We start from the raw sequence: 20888 nt of genomic DNA on the forward strand, positions 1-20888 counted from the left end.
AAAATGTTATTGATATTTAAAACAATAACTATTATACTAATTTATGTAAAAAAATTAGTATATATTCCCAAGGAGGAAAAAATGAAAAAAGTTATTTTATCTAGTGCTCTTGTTTTATCAGTAATGGCCTCATCTAGTATTCCTGTTTTTGCTCTGGATGAATCTCATCAAATTGTTGAAGCAGAAACCCTTGAAGACAGTCAAGGAATTAAATATAAGATTGAGATTTTAGAGGATAATGATAGCGTAAGAGTAGTTAGAGTAGAAAGTGAAAATGGAATTACTGAGGCTACATACGATAAAATGAATCATACTATAGAGTTCGATGAAGATGGCACCCTAACGGAGGTCTCCATAGCAGACCCTGAGGAACAGATAGAGAAAGAAAAAGACAGACAAAAGCGGTCGGCGAAAGATATAGTACGGGAAGCACGTGATCTATACTTTGGTTATTATTATGTAATCGATAAGAGTGGTAAAAAAAAATATTGGGATGTTGGGAACGGTAAAGAAGGGACCTATGTAAAGCAAACCTCAAGTAATAAAGCCGATTTGTTTCATTATGAGGATAAAGTTGATGAGTTAATGAAAGCTGAGGCTCTGTTAGTGGTGAACTCAACTGTTTCAGGCGCGGCCTTTATGGCAAGTGTAAAAGGCATTAAATCAGGTTGGGGGGCTGATAGAATGATCGCCTTTTTTGCAGGTGCTGGTTTTGGCATGGCAGCGGCCGTTAACGCTGCGGATGTGGTTCTAGCTGAGAGAAAAGCAGCACGTGCATTTTATGTTATTATGGATGGAGAATAGTAGTGAGTGAAATAATAGCAAGTATTTTTTTAAACAAGTGGATTTTACTGCTTTTACCCTTTTTTTTAATTATTAACATAGTAATCCAGCCTTTTCTTTTTAAGGGTAAATTTGAAAAATTACGAAAAGTACTCTATATTGTAAATGTTGTAGTAGTGGCATACTCGTCTATCATGCTTATCTATTTCATATACAATCTAAAATTTATTTAATTAAAGTCTTTTCACGCGCTCGTTTTAAGATACCGGGCAAACTATTACACTGGTAATCGCGGTGATAGCGTTGGTACAAGCCGTGAAAAAACGCAATTAGTCGTCGGACAGCCGGCGGCTTTTTCTATTTGGAAGGAAATCTTACAGCCATAGAATGCACTGCCTGTGGGGTAGGGGTATAGCTGTGGCTCTGAAATAAAGTCATGATGTTTAAAGTAAAGTCGCGACGTTTATAAAAATGTTGCGATGCTTCTCCCATTTTTGATTAAAGAATACTAACTGAGTTTTAATCAAATTTTTTATAAAATAGAATGCTCAATCAAAAAAAACGAATTCATTTTGATAGAACTTTTTTCAAAACGGATTCGTTTTTATGTGCTATAGAATAAGAATTTGTGGGATATTTTTAACCAATCTTTATTTCAAAGTTACATATAAAAGGGAGCATTTACACTATAGTAGCCAGGTATAACGTAAGGCTTAGGAGGAAGACAACGTATAGGTGGTAACTTATCTAATGAATCGACACCATGTATCATCCAATCACAAGTTGGCCTGCTCCACCAAGTTTTATCATCACCAGGTGTATATCGGCCAACATGAAGATGCGGCCCTGTAGTATAACCAGAATTATCTACAAAGCCGATTAATTGCCCTCGTTCAACGAAGTCTCCTATCTCTAGTGGAAGCTTAATCTCAAACATACGGAATGGATAACGTATGGAATACCTGGGAATAACCTTGTTAGCTCGTGTCATGTGATTGTACTCTGTGAAAAAACCATCTTGACCTCGGACCACAACATTATTAGCATGTTGTGGGCAGTTTGAAGTTGGACAATGGAGTCTGTTTGTTCTTACATCAGCTATTACACCTGATTCCATAGCATAAACTGGTGTGCCAAATGTAATGCCTGGAAACACCAAGTCTTTTGAACCTGGATGTCCTGGATGGCAGCCAAAGCCCGGCGAGATGGTGACTTTTTCAGTCGTTCTAAATGGATGTCTACAGTATATTGTCATAAGTTTATCTCTCCTCTAATAAATGATGTTTTCAGTATATTCGACATTATTTTGTCCAGATTGTGGGCTATTGTGGATTTTATATAAAATCACAATGTTTATAAAAAAGATATGATGTATGTTTGAAAAGAGCCATGCAAGGGTTCGCTTCTCACTATCGGTTAGCTCACGACCTAGACCATCCTGGATGGCAATGAGCCGTTCGGCACACTGCGCGTATTTCTCAAGTGTTTCAGGTTTCAAGCGGGGATCTCTATCTATAAAGTACTTTTTTATATCGAACATATTTATTTACCATTCCTCTCTTTTTAAGTCACATATAAGTATTTTTCATCAAAACCTCTGTTTTCTCGCTAAAGGATTCGACAAAGCCGACACGTAATAACGTAATAACGTAATAAGGGAAGCGAGGCGAGGATAGTTGATAAAAAGTCGGTTGAAAGTGATTTTGGCCGAGCGAAACATGCAACAGCAAGATTTACTTAGGCTGATGAAAAAACCAGTTTCTCACGGCGCTATGAGCAAGATAGTAAATGGGACAACCCCTAAGCTGGAAACAGCAGCGGATATAGCGCAAGCATTAAACGTACATATAGACGATATTTGGTTCCTGGAATGAAGATTTTTTATTCGGACAAGCAATATATTCCTGACAGGAACATGCACTGTACCATCAAGATTAAGGAGCTGGTGCAGATGTGGATCGTTCACCAACGTATGGCAGAGCTTTGGTTCATCAATAAGAAGAGAGAACTAACTGACTCAGAATTAACAGAAAAGAACCATTGTCTGAGTGCAAACGCTCAAAGAGCTTGGGAAATTGCAAAACTTAAAAACTTATCTTTGATCGCCAGTCTGACGAACGACATGGACTGGCAGCACGAGCTATGTTCAAGGATAGAGAAGATAGAGAGATGAAAACGGGAGCCACTTTCATATTGAAAAGGGACTGACAACTGACAACCAAATTGACAACGCCACTAAGTTTTTTAAATGAACTAGAATGATAGGTGTTATAAATCAAAGTCTATTCCACCTTGATTTTCCGCACTTCTGTAACACGGAATTCAAGGTGGAACAGCTATACCCCCAAACGGGGCATGTGGAGTGTTCAGTGTTACTAACTTGGCGGGGGAAAGAGTAATCCCCCGCTTTTTCATGCCCCGATATTTAAGGGGCGGGCTATGTTGTAGTGAATCTTGATACTGCCGTCATTATGAACTTCAATCTTATGAATGAGTTTTTGGATGACTTGTTTTAGTATCTGCTCGTCTTTAATGTCCAGCTTAGCAATTTTGTTGATTTGCCGTTGGAAGTCTTGCAAATAGCGATCTGTATCTTTCTTTGATTCGATCATTCTTTCTAGCTCAACCTTATGTTCAGTTAAACGCCTTTGTTCGGCCTCAATGACTGCGTTGGTTGATCTAAATTGTTCAATTCCAACTATCTTCTGTTGGAACAATGAGAGTAAGGAGCGGAATTCACTGTCTAATTTGGCAAGTTGTTTGTTTACTCCTTGTAACTCTTTCGAATAAGAGTTTTGATGGAGTTCGATTTCCCCGCCGACAACTCTGTATAGTTGTTCCAATTTCAAATTATTTGAGATTAGCTCATGTAAGTCGTCAATTACAATCTGACGAAGTTTCTGGTTTCCAATAATGTGAGAAGAGCAATATGAAGAGGTATGTTTAACATAACCGCCGCAAACGTAGGCCCCGCCTTCTCGTTTGTTTCGATCTTTGCGGAACATCATGCCTTTACCACAGTCAGCACAGCAGGCAATATGTGCAAAGAGACTTTCTCGTCCATTACTTTTATGTCTGCCCTTTGTTCTCATCTTTTCCAAGGCGGCAAGAAGCTCTTCTTTTGTAATAATGGCAGGGTGAGCATTTTCGATTACGACTTGCTTATCTGGCTCTATGGCTCTTCGTTTCTTTGATATGAAATCAATAGTTTCTTCACGATGGTGGACAAGTGCTCCTGTATAAACGACATTTTCCAAGATGACACGAATACTACTTTCATGCCACATAGTCCCTGCATTACTACCGCCTGATACTGCTCTAGGGGTTGGGATTTTACGTGTATTGAGAAAACTGGCGATCCTATACCATCCCCAACCTTTATAAAGGTACAGATCAAAAATTTCCCTGACGATTAGGCTGTATTGCTCGTCTAAGACTAACTGACCATTTTCCCCTCGTCTATATCCGTAGGCGACTAATGATGCTTGATACTTGCCTAAACGTGCGCTAGTCTGCCTTCCAATCTTAATACGGTCTGAGAGCTTTCGGCTTTCCTCCTCAGCTAAAATGGCTTTCAGCCTAAACATAAGCTTCGTATCACTCGTACTAGTATCATAGTTATCTTCAGGGAAAATAAGTCGGATGCCCAGGCGTTCAAGTTCATCTGCTACAGTCATACTTTCAACAGAGTTTCTACCGAACCGAGAAACAGATTTGGCTATAACAGCATCGAACTTTCTTTTAGCGTCATGTATCAACTGTTGGATGGCTTTGCGCTTTGAAAAAGTCGTCCCACTTACGCCATCATCAATATATGTTTTGGTTAACTGCCAACCTTTTTCGGCTACAATTCCCGTAGTGAATGCTATTTGATTATCAAGACTGTTACGCTGTTCATCTCTTTTTGTGCTAACCCTTGCGTATATTGCACAGCGCATAGCTATTTATCCTCCTTTTCAGGACTCTAATTTCGCTATACGATATGCCCCCACCAATGTTAAGCCTTAACAATCCCCTTAATGTCTCGTATAGAGCCAATGAGGGGGTGGAACGAATGAATAAAGCACAACATGAATTTGTCGGTAGTCAGCCCCTTCAGGATGTTTTGGGGGAACTTGTTATTGCTTTAATTAAGTCTGGATTGATTTCTATAGACGATGACACCGATAAGTGAATTTTAAATGTTTCGGGGCACTGTATTTACAGTGTCCATTTCTGCGTATTTCTGCTAGAACATTCATGAAATAATTGGCGTATGACATCCCTGAGCTTCTACATTCCCATAGAAATATAAGCCCCTATAGAAATCCTCGCGGTCTAAGATTCGCTTTACCTGAACTTTAGTGAATCGGCTACCTTGCTTTGTTTTATAACCATCGTAATTTAATTGATAAGCTAGTTCGGACAATGACCATTTTGGGAACAGCTCCCGTAGTTCAAACAACCGTCGAACGGCTAACGCTTCATCCCAGTTAATTTCAATCGACTTCTGTCCCTTTTTGGCATTATACCCATAAGCAACTCGCCCCCCTGCGTAACCTCCTTGTTGAGCCTTCTTACGTCGTCCACGACTAAGTTTGAGAGCTATCTCTAACCTCTGATATTGGTCTAAAAGCTCCATCATACCGATGACAAGGAAAATCACTAGGGTCATTAGTATTGATGCTGTAGAAGGGCTGTTCTATGGCTTTAACATCGACTTTGTGCCGTTTAAGCTCTCGTTGAATCAACACTTTGACTATATCCGAACGCCAAAGGCGGGAAGTATTCAGGACAACAACATATTTTACGTCCTGCCATTTCAAGTCAGTTAACATTTCCTGCAAGCCTTCACGTTCTATTGTTAGCTCGTCCTCATCCACCTTTGCCCCTGAAATGCCTTCATCTTTGTAGATGTCCAGCAGTTCAAGGTTGTGGAGGTTACAAAACCGCTGTATTTCTTCCGTTTGGTAACTAAGGGAGTAGCCGTCCTTGACTTGTCCCTTTGTTGAAACACGAACATAACCGACAACACGATCTTTCATAAGTCATCCCTCGTTTCGTAAATTACGGTTATCGTAACGCCCTTAGAATAATCACCCGCCACACACATGGCCCAGTAATGAAAATGGGCGATTGGAGGGTAGATCACAAGCTTGCAATATGCTGTTGTCAAAGGGCGAAACAAAATTGCTGAGGGATTAGATAAACACATGGAATATTGAGTGTAAAGGGGCTACAGACGGTTTGAATATATTTTCAAAATGAATCTGCGTACAAACTTCATACCCGCCCCAGTGCCTAGGCAAAGAAAGGACCGCCCTCTCGGGCGCTGGGGCGGCATGATTCCTACGGGAAATTTTCTGAGCAAGTTTGGTGCGTGGCGGAGGGGAGGGGGTTCTTTTTTGGTACTAGTGAATAGAGTCTTTTCAGTTTACTTCTTTCTTAGCTTCTTCCTCGATTTTTTATTCCTCCTCGGAAGCGGTAGTCTAAATAGTATTGATTCATAGTCTTTACTGATATTGATAACTGATATTAGTATGTATGCGAAAATCAAAGGGTAGTATGCATGAATGCAAGCCAACGTGCAATTATGCACATTACCCTTTCAAAATTATGCTGCAAACTTTTACAAATTCAATGGTATCTAAAAGGGAAGATCATCATCGTCATCTGGCAAAGTTGGCCTACTGTTGTTCACTTTATTTTTTCTTCTGTAGTTACGTCCTTTTTTCGATTCTTTCTTTTTTTTCTATTGCCACTTTTATTTCCTCTTCCCAGTTTATCGCCAAAAATTGCGTGGTTATCTGTTCAACATAATTTTTCATGTAGTTCAAGAATTCTAAAATGGCATCCTCCTCACGGGCAAAGCCCATTTCCTGTTGCAGTTTAATTAGAAATTTGCCGTAGAGGTCATTCTCGTTAGAGGTTTTTACATTAACGAATTGTAGCAACTGATTTGCCCACTCAGCGCCCATTGAATCATGGAGTTTTTTTCTAATCACTCTAATAGCAAAGAAAAACCACTCACTAAGAATAAGATATACGTTATTCTTCAAATCAAAGGATGGGAAATAGATTTTGGACTTTCCTTTCCCTCCTCTGCTTTTGATAAATCCTTTTTGCTCTAAGCTTTTCAGGTGTTTACTGACCGTTGACGCAGAAATTCCTAAATATAGTGCTAATGTTTGTTGTGTTGGAAAAGCATAGCCTTTTTCCTCGTTAAAATGACTGTAAATCTCGAAAAGAACTAATTTCTCCTCTTGGGGTACCCTTATACACCTTCTGACACAGTTTGGGGTTATTACATATCCCCTATTGCTGCAAATCTCGAAATCAGCTCCTTCTGCAAGTATCATCAAGTAATCTGGCATCTTCATTTTCTCTTCCTCCTTAGTTAGCTGTCTTACTTTCTCTATACGACTTGCAAATCTGACAGTTAAGATTATCAAAAAATAACCCCCGCACAATGGCGGGGGAATAGGTTTATCGAAACAACTTCAAATATTTTTTGTAGTAGTCAGCATGATAATCAGATAACTGCCAACCGTACTGATTAAGGAACCGAGCAACCTTCGCTAATACTTCATTTCGATGGACGACGTCATTGTGTTTGGATTTGGCGAGGTAATGAGCAAGGCTGATCTCTACCTGATCCTGTGATAACGTGTCTTTGATGTGTTTGACGAATATTTGGGCAAGTTCGTCAAGATCAAATCCATGACCGAGCACGTTCTCGCGCCGCATCAGGGATAGAACAGTATCTAACGGCAACCTTTTCATGGATTCGTTCTCCCTTCTGTCACGGCAGCGGGGGTATGAAGCTCTTGTTCGGCTTTCCATCTACGCCATCTAAGATACTGAGCCTGATTGTCTTTTTCATTGTAGCCATTTTGAACCATGACACACATGATTTTTTGTGGGATTGAGGAAGTATAGCCGTACAGACAATCTTTAAGTCTTTGGAATGATATACCGTGTAATACTGCAAATGTATTGTGAGTAAAGCGAGTTTTTGCAATGAACTCTTTGACGGGATGAATCATTTCAATTCAGCTCCTATTCTTTGTAGTGTCTATATATAGATTAGGCAGTCAGATATAGGAGATAACATAGGAATATATTCTTTCTAGGGATAAAATCTTGAAATTGTCATATTTGAGAGAAAAAAGCTTGGCTTCGCTATATCAATTTACTTCTATTTCTGGTGTGTGGTGCGCTTTTGTAAGAATGAATTGTTCGCACCGTAACGCATCAAATGTAGTTATGAACTTACTATTTTTGTATAATAGAAGTAATTGGAAAACGGAAAAGGAAGAGTGATAGATTGTGGGGAAATCGTCTAAGAAGAGGCGCAGTCAAAAGCCTGATCAATATACTTCATTTGGTCCATTCGAAATGGCCCAATTCGGAAATACAGTTGTTATGAGGAACAACATGAGTGAGGAAGATCATGAACGATTTATGGCTAAGCTTGCAGGTGATTTTCCAGACACCTACAAAAAGATTGATGAACTGGTAAAAAGCATTCGTAGTTTAGTTGTAAGATGTGATCCTCTTCAATTATTGGTTCAGGGGTATTATGGGATGTTGGTTTCAATGCTTGATAAATCTTCTGAATTTCAGCATGACTTTAATGATACAGTTGCCGTAAGAATGGTTGATTATGTACAAAGCATAATAGTTTCAACTCCCCCTCTTGAAAGAAGAGAGGAGCTAGACGCCCAAGTAATAAGTGAGTTATCGACAAAGGTATCCGAGCTTTACAGTAGTTTTCATTATTTTCACATGACTCACAGTGCATATTTAAAAGAAAATGATCCTAATTATGATCCTGAGTACGATATGCTGTATGTCCAAGCTCAGGAATTAAGAACTACAGTTAGAGGCGATAGGTATGCTGTTCATGAAATCAAGCATTTACGTGATTTATTATCGCCACATGGTGATATATTTACTGAATTGTTCAATATTGGGATTGAGGAATTTTTGAGTGGAATAAGAAAGTTACAATTTTCTTTAATGCAAGGATTTAATCAACTCATGTTAGATATGGAGGAGTTAAGAGAACAGACTTTAGAAGCAGTCGAGCGAAAATTAGCGACAGAACTGACATTTAGAGATCCAAGAGAAGCAATGGACGCAGTAGTAAATGAAAAAGGCTTAGGAGAATTAAAGGAATCTGTAACCAATAGGTTATTTGGTTTTGATCTGTTTGATGTTAGAAAAATAACAGGATTACCTGATTCCTTGTTAAGGGAATTAGCGTGGGAGCCTGGAGAAGAGAAAGACTTTTTCGCAGCTGGAGAGTATGCTGGGTGGCCTCTAAGATGATTACCTATTGAGGTTAGGCCATTTATTTGTATTGATAATAATTACTACTGCTTTGATCTGTATAGTTTATTTGATAATTTGTACAGAGTTATTCAAAGATTAATACTCCGTCTAAAGCCAGAATATAAGCAAGAATGGAACACAAAGCAGAAGGAAGTTTCTGAAGAACTCCCCTTCAGATTATTTTGTAATCTGTTAAGTGGGGCTGAAGTCTTCCAATCCATTTATTATCCTAGCAGTACAGGTAAGTCAGGAAAGAAGGAATGGTGCGAAAACGATGGAATTATCATTTTTGACGACCATCTTATAGTCATTGAAGTTAAAGCGGGGTCTTTTACGTATACACCACCTAGTACCGATTTCCCTGCTTACATTCAGTCTATAAAGACTCTTATTAAAAGCCCGAGGGATCAAGCTAAACGTTTTATTGATTATTTATTTAGTGCAGACACTGTTACAATTTATGATGAACAGCATAATCCAATACGGAATCTAAGGAGTTCGGATTTTAGACAAGTTACCATATGTGGTATTACAATCGATAATTTTAATTCTTTTGCCGCTAGAGCATCAAAACTTACTCCACTTGGGGTTGAACTCAACCTAACGCCAGTATGGAGTATCTCAGTTGACGACTTAAGGGTTTATTTAGACTACTTTGACTCTCCAAGTAAGTTTACACACTTTATTGAACAAAGATATGAAGCTGCTCAATCAGAAGAAATCGAATTATTTGATGAACTAGATCATTTGGGTATGTATATTAAGCATAATCACTATGTTACTAGAGCACAAGAAAGCGGTGGACGTCGAGTTTTATGGCATGGGTATCGTGAAGAATTGGATAACTACTTTGTGAAATTAATTTTTGATGAAGAAACACCTGATAAACCCAAACAAAATATCCCAGTCATGATAGAAGATATAATTAAGATGCTGGATAATCAAGCAAAAAAGGGAAGATGTAAAGTTGTAAGTTCTCTCCTTGATTTAGATGGAGAAACTAGAGATCAAATAGATACACAAATTAAAACTGTTTTAAAAAGGCAAAGTGAAACTAGAAGATTAATGCCGCTGAGCTTATTTGGAGAAGCGAAGATAACCATTGCTTGTAATCAAGAAGGCATAACTTCTTTTTCAAATGAGTATGTCAATGACTATATACTGGCTACATTACTTAGAACAAACGATAGTGAAAGGTTAGGTCTTTATCTGACTTATTCAACCGATGGTGTATTGATTGATGTTGACTTTTCTTATCTAACAAAAGATGACATACCAGATGCAAGAAAAGAGGAGATTGAAAAAAAGTCAGTCGAATATGCGGAATCAAGAATTGCATCGTTTAAAAAACAAACTGGGGCTAATAAAATCGGTCGAAACGATTTATGTCCATGTGGCAGTGGGAAGAAATATAAGAGGTGTTGTAGCAACTGAAGATAATATTTAATGAGAATCGCGAGTGTAACTTTCCTTGAGTTACCATTGACACTTATATAAATCATGAGAATAAAATCAGGATGGTGATTTTTTTGAAGCCAAAAAAATATTTAGAACATCTAAAACAAATTGATACTCTACCAGACTTAATAAGTGAAATTAAGTCAATTTTTGAGAGTTTTGAGGATGATGATTATATACCAGCAATAATTGAAGAAGGTAATTTTACCGTTGAATACGGGGAAGATTTGTACTTGAAACTAGTATTAAAACACCAAACTATTGAAATAAATGAGACATGGCTGAAAGATAATATGGCTTTTGGACTTAATGAACCTACTACTATTAGGGATGAAGTTAATGAGGCAGCATTCATCCACAACATTATTACTTATAGAAAATATAAGTCAAGGAATTTATATCAGCTTAATCCATTATTAAGCTCAGATCAGATTAATGAGTATGAGTACACTAATTCGGATTATGTAAATGCCTTTTTTAATGACGAATATTCAAATTTGCAGGGCTTACCTGTATTAAAATCGACAAATGACATCAAATTGCTTGTACTAAAGAAAGTATTTAATAGCTATATAAATGATCCTGAGAGCAATATTTATCCCAAGTTCGAGTTGGTAGCAGAGTTTGAATATCGGACTCATAACAATCATTTCATTGACCTAAAATCTGAACCGTATAAATTGACTGATGCAATTCTTAAAGTGGATAAGGCAGATAATAAAATCTATATTCTCGGAAGCATCAAAATATCGTTATCTAATGAAGAAGGGAAAGGGAATAGTAGAAATATTCATGTAATTGACTTAGGTGAGCTTAAGCCCCGTAAACATAATCCAGGGCACTATAATGGCGATACAATAGAAGGATTCATTTGCTTTAAGCCAGAGGTATTGAACGTGCTTGAAGAGTTTTACTATTTTTATGATCTTCAAATGATCGATAAAAATAATTTAGAAAATAGTTACTTAATTGACGTCCTGAAAGATAAAGTCGTTTTTTGGGAGGCTGAATATAATAAATTGCCTGCCTCAATTAAAGATAAAGTAGATAAATATAACTTTGTACCCCAAAATACAAAGAGCATCATTAGTCCAGCGATGTCGGCAATGCAGCTTGAAGTAGATTGGAATTGGGATCAAAAATTAACTCCAGATTATATGCTTGCTAATCTGGTAAGAGAAAGAGCATTTAATAGGGCAATTGATCTAGGTTTATCATTTATCGAGCCGAAAAATGCGGCAGATTTGAGAGAGTTCATAATAAAAATTGAAAGTCTTACAAACATTAGGCTGGAGAGATTTAATATAAATTCAGAAGAAGTTAGAAAATTAATAAATATTCGTGACGGTGCACTCTCGGCCTCTGCTGAATTGAAACTTCTATATCTAAAATATTGTTATGCTATCCAAATGGAGTATAGAAAATGACTTATATTAACGATAATACGAAGTCCTTAAGGTTTTTAATCGGTATGAATGGTTCTGGGAAAACTTATGCTTTAAATAAAGCATTAAAAGTGCATGAACAACATGCAATTTTGGTTACGGAAGATGGAATGCCTATAATACCTAGACATATGAATCAAGTATCTGTAAATATCGAAAAAATGTCTTACAGCTATACGGATGAGGCCTCTCGTGGTCAATCAGGTAGAGCAACTGAGGAGGAAAGCATATCCGATAGAGTACAGAAAGTAGTTTTGTATTGTAATGACATTAAAAGAAAACTAAATCTCTTCAAAAAGAAGTCTAAAGGGCAAGAAAAATTATTCAATATGATGGCAATATTCACGAATTATAATTTGAATCATATTAAAGCAGTATATTTTGATGAGCCAGAAAATTTTTTGGATGAAGAGTTTTTAAAAGTAATTGCGGAGTTTTTCCGTTTATTAGTCGATAGTAGTTTTATAGTGAGAGTGGCAACACATAATTCCCGACTACTTAACATATTAATGGTCAGTTTAGAGGATATAATTTTCTTTAATTCTCATACACAATTCCTAGTTTCAAATGATGAGATGAAAGAATTATACGGGTTGGCATCTTCCGAAATAGAAGAAATTCGTGAAGCTAATAGAATACAAACTGATGCCTCAATTAAATACAAATTAGATTTATTAAACTATCCTCTAGCTTTTGATAATTTTGTAGAACAATCTTTAAAGAGTGAGGAGTTTTACAGATGTTTATTTTATAAGAAGGTAATCATTGTCGAGGGGATTTCGGATATCATAGCTTTATCTTCAATGAAAAATGAATTTGAGAGCTCGATTGAAATTTTTAATCCAAACGGCAAGGCCTTCATACCTTTCTTTGTTTATTTGTTTCTAAAATTAAAAAAAGAAGTAGTTGTAATAATCGATGATGATATTCCTGAGCAGGATGAGAATACAAATTTAAAACATCCTGTTGCTATAACTCATCTACTGAGAAAATTTGCAACAATGGGTGATATAAGACTTGTTTTACACACGCCTGATTTAGAAGGTTTTTATAATATTGATCTCGTTGAAATTGGGAAAAACTTGGGTATGTCAAGTTCAGTTCGAAATTCTAATAAAGGATGGAATAAATCTCTAGCCGCTTTTATTTTCTTTAGTGATGAAAGCAACAAACAACGATTAAGAAATCACGTATTTGGCATGGAAGGGGATACTCATTTCGAGTTCCTTTAAATGCTTTTGGAACTTAAATAAGTATCTCAATCTCCATGCCATAGTTGAGGCGGATAAAATAATAATAAATAAGCTTCTAGTAACGACGTTGAAGTATTATACTAAATCATCTAGTTGTATTGAATGTAATCTGAACAAATTATCAAATAGTAAGTGGGGGCACATCGTAAGCTTGTTTCTACTGGACACTCGACACATGTGGAGTAGGTTTGCTGGTTGGAGAGAAAATAAGAATAAAGAAAACGGCTAAAGTCCTTGTGTAGCAAGAATTTTAGCCGTTTTCAATCCTTCAATCTGATAAATGATTAAACGTAAGGAGAGTGTGACCGATTTACATTACGCTAATCTGATTCATTACCTTGGTATGCTTTAGGTTTACATCCAAAATCATGTAATCCTTTTTTATGTTTAGCTAGCCTCTGAAAGAAGGAGATGTACTGTTTTTCCAATGGGTACTTCTCTTTTCTAGTGGCTAATACTAGCTGATGGATGTAATGTAGTTCCTCCAATTGAAACTTTTATTTCATTAGTTAATGGAACATTGTATTCATTAAGAATCGTTCTCCACCATTCCCATGCTAGACCTGTGCATTCTTTGGCCAAAATTCTTATATTTTTAGAATTAGGTGGAAGTGGTATTACGGTAGAGAAATGAGCTGTTCTGTTTTTGGAGTTTCCATCCCAAGTTTTGTGGGTAAGTACCTCATTTCCATCTTCATCATATGAAAATTCATCCCAGGATACTTCAAATTGAGCAACGTATGCACCATGATGATCAAGAATGATTTTACCTTTAGAATATTCTGTAGAGGTAGTCTCAATATAGTCTGTATTATTATGAATAGCAGCGATTGAATTATCTTTTAAGAAAACACTAGTATATGAAATAGGGTATGCTGGATTTTTTAGACTAAATTCTGCATTATCTTTAATAATATTTCGTATTTCATCAAAGTCTTTTGTAACAACTTTGTTATGCTCTTTTGAATCTCCTCCTAATACTACAGCAGTAAAGGAGCTATCTTCAAAAATGTCTTTGTACTGTCCGCTAGCTTCTACATTGGTATTCTTGAGTAAGGCTTTAAATGCAGCTTGTACATCTTTGCTCTTAGAGGTTGTTTCTAATTTCACATAAATGGTTCTGCCATAAGCTACATTTGACACCATAACAGGTGGAGCTTCATCACTTACCCCTTTACGGGTCAGATCCTTAAAAGTAACACTATCATCAAAGAGATCTGATGGATTGTCTGGTAGCTCTGCATTTACCGTATAAAATATTTGCTTATACGCAGCAACCATCACTTTCTTTTCTCCGCTAGCAATAGCATTAAAGTCAATTCCCAGTGAATTGTTAAGAATTTTAGAGTTAACATTAAGAGCACTTGCTATTTGATTTTTGCTATAAACCATGGATTCTGCATACTGTAGTCTTGCAGGTAAAGTATTTGATGTTGAATACTTTTCACTCCAAGTAGATACTAATTCATCAATTGCTCCAGATACATTACCATATGTTGGGTTTTCAACAGTTATTGAATTTTCTCTTTTCATCCCAGGTAAATCTATACTAATATTCAATGGTTTTCTCTTGGCCATTAATAAAGTAGGTTGATTTGCCACAAAAGAGTCGTTTGCAAGTTGTATTGCGCCTGGATAGGTACGACTCGCCACAGAATCAATAATAGAAATATCCACTGGTGAAGTTGTAAGTGATTTTTTCTCTCGTTTAACCACTATAAATTTACCATTTGATTTAACACCTTCTGTTGGAACATAACTATCTATTTGATCACCATCTACTGCTAAAATATCGTGAACGTTATAGTTTAAGTTAGCTATTCCAGTATCAATGTCAATAGGCTTGCTTGTTTCACTGTCTACATTAATATTAGATTTTTCAGCAAAGGAAATAAAAGGATAATTAATAATGCATAAACTTGTGCTTAAACAAATGAGTAATTTTGTTGCTTTTAAACGGTTTAGAATTCTCAAGAAACATCAACTCCTTTTGGTAAATCATACCGTCTATTTTTGGTATTTAGTATAGTTCCGGAGACTCAACTAGTTAGTAATATATTATTATAAATTCTATAAAGAAAGTGTCCGAAGGAAGATTAAAAGTCAAAGGAACCATAATAATGCATGTTAAAAATAGTGCTTTAGTTGTATCTTCCTGGGCTAATCAGTGAAGGAATTAACTAGCGAGTAAGCGTATCTTAATTGTCGATTTTGATTACTCTAGTCATGTGGAGAGTGTGGCTTTGCTTGCTAAAAAAGGAACAGGTATCTTAAAACATTGATATAACAGTGATTTTTGCTATATAACAGTGATTTGGATTTGAGTGTAACAGGTATCGAAATAATGGATTGTTGACGAACTGTTGACCTAAATCATAAAACTATATCACAAAAGAGTAAAAGACACCGGATAATTGATCTGGTGTCTTATTTTGTGGTGCCAGATGCTTTGGGTTGAAATATGGATTCAAATTTATTAGCAGCTTCTTCATCTGCTGATTGGAGGGCGTGCCCGTAGACATTCATCGTGGTAGAAATACTTGGGTGACCAAGTCTTTCAGAAATTATCTTGGCTTGGACTCCTTGATTAATTAGAATCGTTGCAGAAGTAAGACGCAAATTATGGAATCGAATATATCGCAAATGGTGCTTTTTTAAGAAAGTTCGAAACCAAAGATATGGTGATTCTGGATAAAATGACTTACCTTCAGCATTAAAGAATACAAAAAAACATTTCCACCTTTCCAAGAGTCACATAGACGTAATTTTTCTTTTCTACAATGTAAATTATATTCTTTCAATTGTTGACAGACTGAATCAGGGAGACTAACTTTTCTTTTTGATTTATTCGTTTTTAGGTTCTGTAATGATTGCAGATCCATTAACTGTACTAGAAATGCTTTGTTTCACTTCAATAGTTCCTGTTTCTAAATCAATATGCTTCCATTCAAGCGCTACTAATTCTCTTCTCCTTAATCCAGTTGTCAAAGCTAATGTAATCATCGTACGCCAGTGATAGGCTCATCCTCCAGAGTAATGAAGAGTTGCCGAATTTCTTCTTCGTTATATACCAGAATTTCCTTGTAAGAGATTTTTGGTCTTTTAATTTCTGCTATAATCTCTATTGAATCATTTGATTCATTATGTAATTCTATGTTGTATGTAGAGATAATTCCTTTTACTTCCTTTTCTGTTGCATAACTCGGAGTAATTATAGTCGTTAGTAGTAAAGCTACAGCCAAGAATAAGATTTTAAATTTCCTGAATAAAAATTCCATCATTTCACTCCTTTTATATTTAAATGTAAATGAATATTTTATAGGAGAGATAAAAATGTCTAAAGTTCCTTCGTGTGATATATCCATATGTGATCATTGCTGTAAAAACGTTTTGGATTCAGAAATTGACCATTTACCTAGAGAAATTCTAGCCAATTTTCTTCGTAAAGATGAATATTACTTTATTTGTGAGTATTGTTTAGGTCATGACGATCTGGAATATTGGAAAGAGTGGATTGAGCAAAAGAGAAATAACGAAGATCCTCAATTTAGTAACTCATCAGAAGAAAGAAAGCAAAGAATTTTGCAAATGAGAGAACAACGAAATCAAAAAGACTGGAGTTGGTGGAAAGATATCAACGAGGATTTGAAGCGTAGATTTCTTGAAGCAAATCAAAAATGAGAAGGTGTAGACTAGTTGTTCTGGAAAAGAAATCATAGGTAAATTCATTGTTTTTTATGACAAAACCCCTGATCAAGTTGACTTTTCAAGGGTTTCGGAGCACGTATCATATCAAGTTTTGATAACCCTTAAAATAGAGAAATCCCCCTTTTTTGAAAGGGGGAAATAACAAAACCCTTGAGATTTTTTCTAATCAGGCAATTCAGAGTAAAGTTTTTATTGGCTAAGATAAGCTTTTATTGCTTTATAAACCATGTTAAGGGTTATAGCCAACAATATCACTGCTATTCCTCTTGCTTTTTTATTTCCCCACACCTTATATAAAGCATATATACTTGAGGCTAGTATAAGTAAGCAGATAATAATATCTATCATAGTTAATCCTTAGTATGGTGTAATTTTATTTTTTAGTAGGTCATACGCATCTTTAAGAGCTTCTTTACCTGCATTCGAGGCATTGTAGAGTTTGACTGCATTCCAGCCTGCAACCCCTGCTTCTGGAAGTAGCAAAATGACGGTTTCCCAAGTTACCAAAGCCGCACCTATCATTGATGCAATTGTGACTTGTGCATCTATTATATCTGCATGTTTACTATCAACTTTGTCTGCATATCTAATGAATTTGGATACATTACCATTACCATTGCTATATTTTACTAATCCTTTACCGCTAGGCTCTTCTAAAAAATCATTTACCTTTGGAAAAGCCTTAAGATAATAATAGTCGTCATTAATCTCATTATAAGTGATTACCCCCGCACGACCGCCACTCTCACCTTTAAAGGCTTTTGCAAAGGAAACCCTATCTTCACTTGCTGTAACTGGTTGATTTAAAAAGTCTTGAGACAATTGTTCACCGTTAATAAAAAACTTTTTATCATTAGTTATCTTAATCTCGGTAACTTTTCGGTCAGTAGTGTTTTCGTTTTCATCATTATAGTATTTATTTTCTGTTATGGTTATCAATTTTACTAAGGTTTCTTCTGAATCTTTCGTTACTTCCCTATAAACCTTTTCAATTTCTTCTCCGATTTCATTGCCTTCGATATCTAGTATCGGATTTTTTTCATCATAAAGCAGGTTACTTGATTCAGCTCTTACGGACTGAATACTTTGAATGCCGAACATGCTACAAATTAGCGCAAAAACCATCATTAAACTTGTCATTTTTTTTAGCATAATAGTCCTCCTAGTTCATATGAAAATACTTACAATCAACTGTCTGATTAGCAAAAAATACCAATTAACAGTTTAACAATAGACTACTTTTCGACTTTTTTCTAGAGTTTTCCATAAAATTGTCATAATACAATATTGCTTATGTATTTTTGTCATTATTTTTTCGTTGCATAATCTCCCCATCGTCCAATAAAACAAGAACACACATTCATATTTAAGGTGATGTTTATATGGCTAGCAAACTACTTGATCCGCTTGTAACAAAATTCATCTTGCCCGAACACGCCGAGATGATACGTCAGCATCACGAGGATAAGAAACTGATTGAGAAACCTGTCATCGAAGAGGATGAGTTAGCCGAGTTTTGCTATCGGATATCTGACTCACGTCAGTATGACTATGCTCTTACAATTAGCTGGTGGAAAGAGACAAAAGAGGGCAGAGGCGTGGTAGAATCCGCTTGGGGATGGGTAGATAAGTTTAATTCAACGTTTAAACAGATCAAGTTGAAGAATGATGAGGATTTCTGGTGGATACCTGTTTAGGATGTAGTGAAGGTTGGTGTGTAATTTAATTAAGAAAGTCGTTTCCTCAACTACGCTTACCGCATAAGGGACATTTTGAGATTGTGACACTTCCGATTTGTGAATAAGCTCCATAGAAACGACGAAAACCCTTGGAACACAAGGGGTTTTATCATCTCTATATAATGTTGTGATGACCACACAAACCCTTGATTTTTGACTTTGACCACGGATTGATCACATGGAAATCATGCTATCTTGTTGGCGTTCGAAAGCTTCATTAATTCAATCAAAATGAGCAACAATTTCTTGTTGTATATCGATAATGTAATGAGCGTAGACATTCAGGGTCATAGCTACATTGGTATGATCGAGGCGGTCAGCAACCACCCTCACATTCTGACCCACCCGCAACATAAGCGTCGTAGGTGTATCCTTGTATCATGGAACCGTAGGCAGTTTCATTATTCTTCTAAAGTGGTCTGTCAGACGCAAGGCGAAGGCAGCTTACTTGTATGGTGGAGATACGTTTATAACGTATGAGGGATACAGACAAAAGTCATCTACGTGAAGGAAAAAACTTGGCCGGTGCCATGGTATGTGAATATTCGCATGATGCAGAGGATGGTATTATCAAGTATTTGTCTAAGCATTTGAACAAAGTGTAGAAATTGATGGATTACCAATATCCCCAGCCACCATTATTCAATGTGCTGGGGTTTAACGTTAGTCTTGATCCTATATTTGCCCTCATCTATAATAAAATTGTATGATTTTCTATTTCTGATAATATTTTCTATTTTGATGTTTTTTGGGAGGTGTAGTAAGTGGCACGCGTATTGTATGTAACGATTCCAGCAGAAGGTCACGTTAATCCTACATTAGGATTAGTGAAGCAGCTAGTCGACAATGGAGAAGAAGTCGTCTATATGTGTTCAGAAGAATATCGGGCTAGGCTTGCCCAGACTGGGGCACAATTTTTGGCCTATCAATTGGATGAACAAAAATTTAAAGATCTTGGTTTTAATCCAACAGAATTTAGACATCCGCTTCAATTCACCGATTTTATGCTGCGAGGCATTATTGAACCACATATTCCGGAAATCTTGAGGCAGGTAGAGAACGATTCTTTTGACTACGTAATTTTTGACTCCTTATTTGGTTGGGGAGGGGAAATTTTAGGGAAAAAGTTAGGTATTCCGACTATTTGCTCCGTTACAAACTTTGCTTTTGCTGGGCCTCTAAACAAAATTGTAGAAGAGATTGATGTAGGAGATTTAGATGTAGAAGCACTTTATGAAAGAGTAACGAAGACAGCGCAGAGCATCGCTAGTGCATGTAACGTAGCTGTACCTGCCATTGAAGATATTACTCGCCAGTATGGTCAAATTAAGATTGTATTTACAAGCCGTGATTTCCAACCAGATGCTGATAAGCTTGACGATAGCTATATGTTTACTGGACCTTCCATTACACCGCGTCTTGATACTCCTTCATTTCCGCTTGAACAACTTCGAGCTCAATATGACAAAGTTATATACATTTCCATGGGCAGTATTTTGAACAAAGATATAGAATTTTACAAACTTTGCTTTGAAGCCCTTCAAGACATCCCGGCTCAATTTGTGTTATCGAGCGGTCAAGGCACGGATATGAGTTCGTTAGAGGACGGTATTCCACATAATTTTATCATTGAGCCGTATGTTCCCCAGTTAGAGGTGCTTCAGCAAGCGGATGCTTTTATTACACATGCCGGCATGAATAGTGCAAGTGAAGCTCTCTATTATAATGTACCACTTGTCATGATTCCATTAAGCTCAGACCAACCAATGGTTGCGAAGCAGGTAGAGGAGTTCGGGGCTGGTATAACTCTAGATAAGAGTCAGCTTACCCCTGAAGCTTTGAAATCCGCTTTGTTGCAAGTGTTGAACGAACCCACTTATAAACAACATGCTAAACAGATAGGCGATTCCTTCCGTGACGCTGGCGGGTATAAAGAAGCCGCAAGTCGTATTATGACTTTGTTTTCTAAAGTATAAAATGTAGCATCACACCAGCTTTAATGAAAGCAATCTGATTCCTTCATGGAAGATGGCGTACGAGTATCACACATATAAATTGGAACAATCAAGCATCAAAAGCAGAAGTACAGTCTACGAAATTAAATAAGCTCCCAGGCGTTACTATCGAAGAAACACAATCCGAGTTCGCATCTGAGTTATCCGCACAAGATACAAAAGCACAAGGTT

At 36.6% G+C, this 20888-nt stretch carries 21 protein-coding genes and 1 pseudogene; 11 read left to right on the forward strand and 11 right to left on the reverse strand.

From position 1 onward, the window contains the following. The first annotated feature begins 81 nt into the window (after positions 1-81). A complete protein-coding gene (locus BrL25_RS12885; protein WP_018674100.1) occupies positions 82-804 on the forward strand; it encodes a geobacillin-26 family protein in 723 nt (240 codons plus the stop codon). A gap of 640 nt (positions 805-1444) precedes the next feature. On the opposite strand, the gene BrL25_RS12895 is transcribed toward BrL25_RS12885, so the two are convergent. Continuing rightward, complete coding sequence (locus tag BrL25_RS12895) at positions 1445-2038, reverse strand: M23 family metallopeptidase (protein ID WP_018674102.1); 594 nt, start codon at positions 2036-2038, stop codon at positions 1445-1447. A 421-nt stretch (positions 2039-2459) separates the two neighbouring features. Between BrL25_RS12895 and BrL25_RS12905 the strand changes: the two genes are divergently transcribed. Then, positions 2460-2657, forward strand: coding sequence for a helix-turn-helix transcriptional regulator (locus BrL25_RS12905; RefSeq protein WP_018674104.1), 198 nt, complete (start codon positions 2460-2462; stop codon positions 2655-2657). Between the two features lie 77 nt (positions 2658-2734). Further along, positions 2735-2956 carry a DUF7667 family protein gene (locus BrL25_RS12910; protein ID WP_018674105.1) on the forward strand — a complete coding sequence of 74 codons (222 nt, stop codon included), beginning with the start codon at positions 2735-2737 and terminating at the stop codon, positions 2954-2956. A 238-nt stretch (positions 2957-3194) separates the two neighbouring features. Here the strand turns inward: BrL25_RS12910 and BrL25_RS12915 are convergent, their stop codons facing one another. The 5 genes and pseudogenes from BrL25_RS12915 to BrL25_RS12935 form a co-directional block, all read right to left on the reverse strand. Continuing rightward, a complete protein-coding gene (locus BrL25_RS12915; protein WP_018674106.1) occupies positions 3195-4721 on the reverse strand; it encodes a recombinase family protein in 1527 nt (508 codons plus the stop codon). 299 nt (positions 4722-5020) lie between these two features. Continuing rightward, positions 5021-5807, reverse strand: a pseudogene (locus BrL25_RS12920) (recombinase family protein). A 675-nt stretch (positions 5808-6482) separates the two neighbouring features. Next, entirely contained in the window at positions 6483-7142 is a 660-nt protein-coding gene (locus BrL25_RS12925; RefSeq protein ID WP_018674108.1) for a helix-turn-helix domain-containing protein, read from the reverse strand. Positions 7143-7248: 106 nt separating this feature from the next. Beyond that, positions 7249-7545, reverse strand: a complete 297-nt coding sequence (locus tag BrL25_RS12930) for a hypothetical protein (protein WP_018674109.1) — start codon at positions 7543-7545, stop codon at positions 7249-7251. After that, complete coding sequence (locus tag BrL25_RS12935) at positions 7542-7808, reverse strand: hypothetical protein (protein WP_018674110.1); 267 nt, start codon at positions 7806-7808, stop codon at positions 7542-7544. Before BrL25_RS12935 ends, BrL25_RS12930 begins: the two co-directional genes overlap by 4 nt. A gap of 391 nt (positions 7809-8199) precedes the next feature. Here BrL25_RS12935 and BrL25_RS12940 point away from each other — a divergent pair, with 391 nt between their 5' ends. The 4 genes from BrL25_RS12940 to BrL25_RS12955 all read left to right on the forward strand — a co-directional run bounded on the left by BrL25_RS12940 (position 8200) and on the right by BrL25_RS12955 (position 13234). Next, positions 8200-9096, forward strand: coding sequence for a hypothetical protein (locus BrL25_RS12940; RefSeq protein ID WP_099327251.1), 897 nt, complete (start codon positions 8200-8202; stop codon positions 9094-9096). A gap of 78 nt (positions 9097-9174) precedes the next feature. Continuing rightward, on the forward strand, positions 9175-10533 hold the full coding sequence (locus tag BrL25_RS25655; protein WP_018674112.1) for an SEC-C metal-binding domain-containing protein: 1359 nt from the start codon (positions 9175-9177) through the stop codon (positions 10531-10533). A gap of 95 nt (positions 10534-10628) precedes the next feature. Next, positions 10629-11984 (forward strand): hypothetical protein, encoded by a 1356-nt coding sequence (locus BrL25_RS12950; protein WP_018674113.1) that lies wholly within the window; start codon positions 10629-10631, stop codon positions 11982-11984. Beyond that, on the forward strand, positions 11981-13234 hold the full coding sequence (locus BrL25_RS12955) for a TOPRIM nucleotidyl transferase/hydrolase domain-containing protein (RefSeq protein ID WP_018674114.1): 1254 nt from the start codon (positions 11981-11983) through the stop codon (positions 13232-13234). The genes BrL25_RS12950 and BrL25_RS12955 overlap by 4 nt, the downstream gene beginning before the upstream one ends. 465 nt (positions 13235-13699) lie before the next feature. On the opposite strand, the gene BrL25_RS12960 is transcribed toward BrL25_RS12955, so the two are convergent. From BrL25_RS12960 to BrL25_RS25670, 4 genes are all read right to left on the reverse strand, one after another. Continuing rightward, a complete protein-coding gene (locus tag BrL25_RS12960) occupies positions 13700-15229 on the reverse strand; it encodes a thiol-activated cytolysin family protein (protein ID WP_018674116.1) in 1530 nt (509 codons plus the stop codon). Positions 15230-15682: 453 nt separating this feature from the next. Next, the gene (locus BrL25_RS25660; protein ID WP_236847658.1) at positions 15683-16003 is read right to left on the reverse strand and encodes a tyrosine-type recombinase/integrase; all 321 of its coding nucleotides are present in this window, start codon (positions 16001-16003) and stop codon (positions 15683-15685) included. A gap of 96 nt (positions 16004-16099) precedes the next feature. Continuing rightward, positions 16100-16258, reverse strand: coding sequence for a tyrosine-type recombinase/integrase (locus tag BrL25_RS26535; RefSeq protein ID WP_018674117.1), 159 nt, complete (start codon positions 16256-16258; stop codon positions 16100-16102). Next, entirely contained in the window at positions 16255-16533 is a 279-nt protein-coding gene (locus tag BrL25_RS25670; RefSeq protein WP_018674118.1) for a hypothetical protein, read from the reverse strand. Before BrL25_RS25670 ends, BrL25_RS26535 begins: the two co-directional genes overlap by 4 nt. Before the next feature lie 55 nt (positions 16534-16588). On the opposite strand from BrL25_RS25670, the gene BrL25_RS12970 reads away from it, so the two are divergent. Beyond that, positions 16589-16936 (forward strand): hypothetical protein, encoded by a 348-nt coding sequence (locus BrL25_RS12970; protein WP_018674119.1) that lies wholly within the window; start codon positions 16589-16591, stop codon positions 16934-16936. A gap of 384 nt (positions 16937-17320) precedes the next feature. On the opposite strand, the gene BrL25_RS12975 is transcribed toward BrL25_RS12970, so the two are convergent. After that, entirely contained in the window at positions 17321-18115 is a 795-nt protein-coding gene (locus BrL25_RS12975) for a hypothetical protein (RefSeq protein WP_018674120.1), read from the reverse strand. Positions 18116-18345: 230 nt separating this feature from the next. Between BrL25_RS12975 and BrL25_RS12980 the strand changes: the two genes are divergently transcribed. From BrL25_RS12980 to BrL25_RS12990, 3 genes are all read left to right on the forward strand, one after another. Beyond that, the gene (locus tag BrL25_RS12980) at positions 18346-18660 is read left to right on the forward strand and encodes a YolD-like family protein (RefSeq protein WP_018674121.1); all 315 of its coding nucleotides are present in this window, start codon (positions 18346-18348) and stop codon (positions 18658-18660) included. A 518-nt stretch (positions 18661-19178) separates the two neighbouring features. Continuing rightward, positions 19179-19307 carry a hypothetical protein gene (locus BrL25_RS25675; protein ID WP_018674123.1) on the forward strand — a complete coding sequence of 43 codons (129 nt, stop codon included), beginning with the start codon at positions 19179-19181 and terminating at the stop codon, positions 19305-19307. Between the two features lie 159 nt (positions 19308-19466). Next, positions 19467-20678, forward strand: coding sequence for a macrolide family glycosyltransferase (locus BrL25_RS12990; RefSeq protein ID WP_018674124.1), 1212 nt, complete (start codon positions 19467-19469; stop codon positions 20676-20678). Positions 20679-20888 lie beyond the last annotated feature (210 nt).

It is taken from the genome of Brevibacillus laterosporus DSM 25, from assembly GCF_002706795.1.
GTDB classification, from domain to species: Bacteria; Bacillota; Bacilli; order Brevibacillales; family Brevibacillaceae; genus Brevibacillus_B; species Brevibacillus_B laterosporus.

Coding starts and splice junctions, on each gene's coding strand:
- BrL25_RS12885 (WP_018674100.1), top strand. CDS start 82: ATGAAAAAAGTTATTTTATCTAGTGCTCTTGTTTTATCAGTAATGGCC.
- BrL25_RS12895 (WP_018674102.1), bottom strand. CDS start 2,038: ATGACAATATACTGTAGACATCCATTTAGAACGACTGAAAAAGTCACC.
- BrL25_RS12910 (WP_018674105.1), top strand. CDS start 2,735: ATGTGGATCGTTCACCAACGTATGGCAGAGCTTTGGTTCATCAATAAG.
- BrL25_RS12915 (WP_018674106.1), bottom strand. CDS start 4,721: ATGCGCTGTGCAATATACGCAAGGGTTAGCACAAAAAGAGATGAACAG.
- BrL25_RS12925 (WP_018674108.1), bottom strand. CDS start 7,142: ATGAAGATGCCAGATTACTTGATGATACTTGCAGAAGGAGCTGATTTC.
- BrL25_RS12930 (WP_018674109.1), bottom strand. CDS start 7,545: ATGAAAAGGTTGCCGTTAGATACTGTTCTATCCCTGATGCGGCGCGAG.
- BrL25_RS12935 (WP_018674110.1), bottom strand. CDS start 7,808: ATGATTCATCCCGTCAAAGAGTTCATTGCAAAAACTCGCTTTACTCAC.
- BrL25_RS12940 (WP_099327251.1), top strand. CDS start 8,200: ATGAGTGAGGAAGATCATGAACGATTTATGGCTAAGCTTGCAGGTGAT.
- BrL25_RS12955 (WP_018674114.1), top strand. CDS start 11,981: ATGACTTATATTAACGATAATACGAAGTCCTTAAGGTTTTTAATCGGT.
- BrL25_RS26535 (WP_018674117.1), bottom strand. CDS start 16,258: ATGATTACATTAGCTTTGACAACTGGATTAAGGAGAAGAGAATTAGTA.
- BrL25_RS25670 (WP_018674118.1), bottom strand. CDS start 16,533: ATGGAATTTTTATTCAGGAAATTTAAAATCTTATTCTTGGCTGTAGCT.
- BrL25_RS12970 (WP_018674119.1), top strand. CDS start 16,589: ATGTCTAAAGTTCCTTCGTGTGATATATCCATATGTGATCATTGCTGT.
- BrL25_RS12975 (WP_018674120.1), bottom strand. CDS start 18,115: ATGCTAAAAAAAATGACAAGTTTAATGATGGTTTTTGCGCTAATTTGT.
- BrL25_RS12980 (WP_018674121.1), top strand. CDS start 18,346: ATGGCTAGCAAACTACTTGATCCGCTTGTAACAAAATTCATCTTGCCC.
- BrL25_RS25675 (WP_018674123.1), top strand. CDS start 19,179: ATGAGGGATACAGACAAAAGTCATCTACGTGAAGGAAAAAACTTGGCC.